Source organism: Nostoc sp. 'Peltigera membranacea cyanobiont' 213, from assembly GCF_002245975.1.
Classification (GTDB): domain Bacteria; phylum Cyanobacteriota; class Cyanobacteriia; order Cyanobacteriales; family Nostocaceae; genus Nostoc.
In genome coordinates this window covers 1-2,598 of record NZ_NOLI01000318.1, presented here as the reverse complement: position 1 = coordinate 2,598, position 2,598 = coordinate 1, and the positions used below count along the sequence as shown (strand labels likewise).

Below are 2,598 nucleotides of genomic sequence, written 5' to 3'. Positions count from 1 at the left end.
ACACCCGTGTCCGATTGGGTATTGAAAGCTGTGCCATTTATTCTCAATTTAAAACCCAAAGATAACGGGATTCCCTTAACCATTTCATGAAATTCACGCATTCTGTTTGTTGAAAAATAATTTTGAATTAATCAATCTTGGCTTATCGCCCACAGGCATAGGAAATTAGTACAATTTTTGGATACTGGAGTTTTCAGCAGGAAAAAGATTTGAGCTAAAGTCTACCTATAGCACCAAGTCGAAAACTTAAGATTACGATCCTAACCGTAGGTTCAAGGGGAGGCTTGCAACCTTATTGTGGTTTGGCCATTGGTTTGAAACGTGCGGGGCATCAGGTAAAAGTCGCAACCCACGAAAACTTTGCATCCTTTGTTGCGACAGCCACTGCGTTGCGCGGGTTTCCCGCGTTGTAGCAAGTGGCGTTGGAGGCTTTGCGTAACCCAACGCCCGGATCAATGGATTAATGTTGGGTTTTGTTCCTCCACCCAACCTACAACTCGCTCAATTTTCGGGCTTTTCATATCTAACGAGAAATTGCCAATGAACAATATCTAAATCTTTAATTTCTAACTTTTCTCGATAGTTGTTTGCTGTAAAATCGGAGTCATTAAAGAAAATTTCAAACCCCAATCGCTGAAAACCTGCTTCCTGAAAAATACGATTTAGCCGCAAAGGTGTATAAAGAATTTGGCGAGTATAGCGATTTTTATGGTAGTAATTAGCGCTATCAGTTAAGTTAATAATATTATCGGTTAACCAGTGAGATTTAGAGTCATCTAAATAGGCAATTTCTAAGTCACAGTAAATGGTTGGGAAAAAGCCATAAATCTTACCCCCTGGTTTGAGGACTTGATAAAACTCTTTAATCATTTGACGATTTTTTAGGTCGTCATCGGAAACAACCGCGTTGACAACAATTACATAATCAAACTTATTTTTCCAATCGGGTTTCTGCTCGGTTAATTTTGTGGAGTCTGCTTCTTCAAAAATTAATTTAGTTGATTGTAAGTTTATATTTTCAGGAAAATTATGCCAATTTTTCTGAGCTTTGCTAATGGCATTTGAAGAAAAGTCAGTACAGAAAATATGTTGAATATTGGGGCAAAATTCCAGTAATTTATTTTGTATATAAACTTCAGAACCACATCCAGGAATTAAAACTTGAATGTCAGGAGAGTTGGGAATATCAAAACTAGGCGCCTGCACCGAGGGATGTATAATGGCTTTGCAGAGGTTTGTATCTGGTGTGACGCTGAAAATATGCTTGTCGTAGTCTTTGTGGATTTCGTCCCAGGAGAGTTTCTCTTCTTCAGTTGGTTTTGAAGTGAAGTAGCGGGGAATTAGCCACTTGTAATCATTCGCGCCTTTTCGCTTTTCATTTTTGGTAAATGTCTCCACAATTTCGCCATTTGCTTGCACTTCTGCTAGCATTTCATGACCTAAAAGCAAGCTGAGAAACTGTTCAATGACCTGTTGGGAAATTGCTGGAATTTGGGCAGAGAGTTCATCAATGCTTTGGGGAATACTGAGCAAGGAAACTAAGGCTCCTCCGCGCCAGTCGAGGATAATTTCCGCAGGGGAATATGAGGATTTTAAGGTAATTTTTCCTTGCTTTTGCTGGGAATAAGCGAAGCGGGAGAGGATATATTTCCCCTCTGGTGCTACTTTTAATTGAGGAAATTCATAATCGGAAGTGACAGAAATGGCTGTAGCTATTTTGGCTCTATCAGCGACTAAGGAATGGCAAATCCAGCCAGAGTTAACCAGTTTTTTGAGATGGTAAGTAAATTTTAGACTAGCTTCAAAACCGTCTTTATCCAATACAAATTGTTTGAGTTGGGCGGCGGTAACTTCGCTTTTTGTTAAAGATTCCAGGGCATATTTTAGCCCTGGTTGAGCATTTTTAAAGGTGAATTGGCGCTCTCCTGATATAAGCGCCAATTGTTCACCGCCCTTAAGTTCAACTAGGAGAACATCTTTTTTGAATGAGAGTAGAAATTCTGATAGCATTTAATTTATTGTTGAAGATAAAGTTTTAATAGTGTTGACAGATGCCCCGCCGACGTCGCAATTTACAACCAGGATATTGCTACCACATCACTATTCGTTGCAATAATCGGAAATTTAATCTTGCCCAACGGGAATGTCGGGAAGTGTTGCTCTGTTGCATCAAGAAGGCAATCGACAAATATGGGTTTAAGCTTTATGCCCTGTGTATTATGAGTAACCACGTTCACTATCTTATCGAACCAGCACAGCCAGAAGATTTGCCTAAAATCATGCACTTTCTCAATTGGTATGCGGTGATGTGCTTTAACCGAATGCTCAATCGCACGGGGCATTTTTGGGAAAAGAGATATTACAGCGATGGATTCCCGACGGTCGATGTAGACCGGGCTTTAAATACTTTGCGCTACATCCATGCGAACCCAAAAGCTGCAAAAATGCGCTCAGGTTTTTTCTACGAGTTCAGCAATTACGGGACTTACGAGCGATTAACGGATGATGGTTTAACTCAGTGGCATCCAGCATTCTTACAGTTGGGCAAGAGTTTAGAGTCATGCGCCCAGAAGTATCGGGGTTTCTGTCAAAGGTACA

Annotated in this window: 3 protein-coding genes; 2 read left to right on the top strand and 1 reads right to left on the bottom strand. The window is 40.3% G+C overall.

Features of this window, described 5'->3' with window-relative positions:
- Positions 1 to 227: 227 nt before the first annotated feature.
- On the top strand, positions 228 to 413 hold the full coding sequence (locus tag CDG77_RS34505; RefSeq protein WP_094333605.1) for a glycosyltransferase: 186 nt from the start codon (positions 228 to 230) through the stop codon (positions 411 to 413).
- A gap of 88 nt (positions 414 to 501) precedes the next feature.
- Here the strand turns inward: CDG77_RS34505 and CDG77_RS37250 are convergent, their stop codons facing one another.
- Positions 502 to 2,010 (bottom strand): methyltransferase domain-containing protein, encoded by a 1,509-nt coding sequence (locus CDG77_RS37250; protein ID WP_190234161.1) that lies wholly within the window; start codon positions 2,008 to 2,010, stop codon positions 502 to 504.
- Between the two features lie 41 nt (positions 2,011 to 2,051).
- On the opposite strand from CDG77_RS37250, the gene CDG77_RS34495 reads away from it, so the two are divergent.
- Positions 2,052 to 2,598 (top strand): transposase (locus CDG77_RS34495; RefSeq protein WP_094333606.1); only part of this gene is annotated, 547 nt, incomplete at its 3' end.

Excerpts from the sequence above, each read along its gene's own strand:
- CDG77_RS37250 (WP_190234161.1), bottom strand. The coding sequence starts at position 2,010 with ATGCTATCAGAATTTCTACTCTCATTCAAAAAAGATGTTCTCCTAGTT.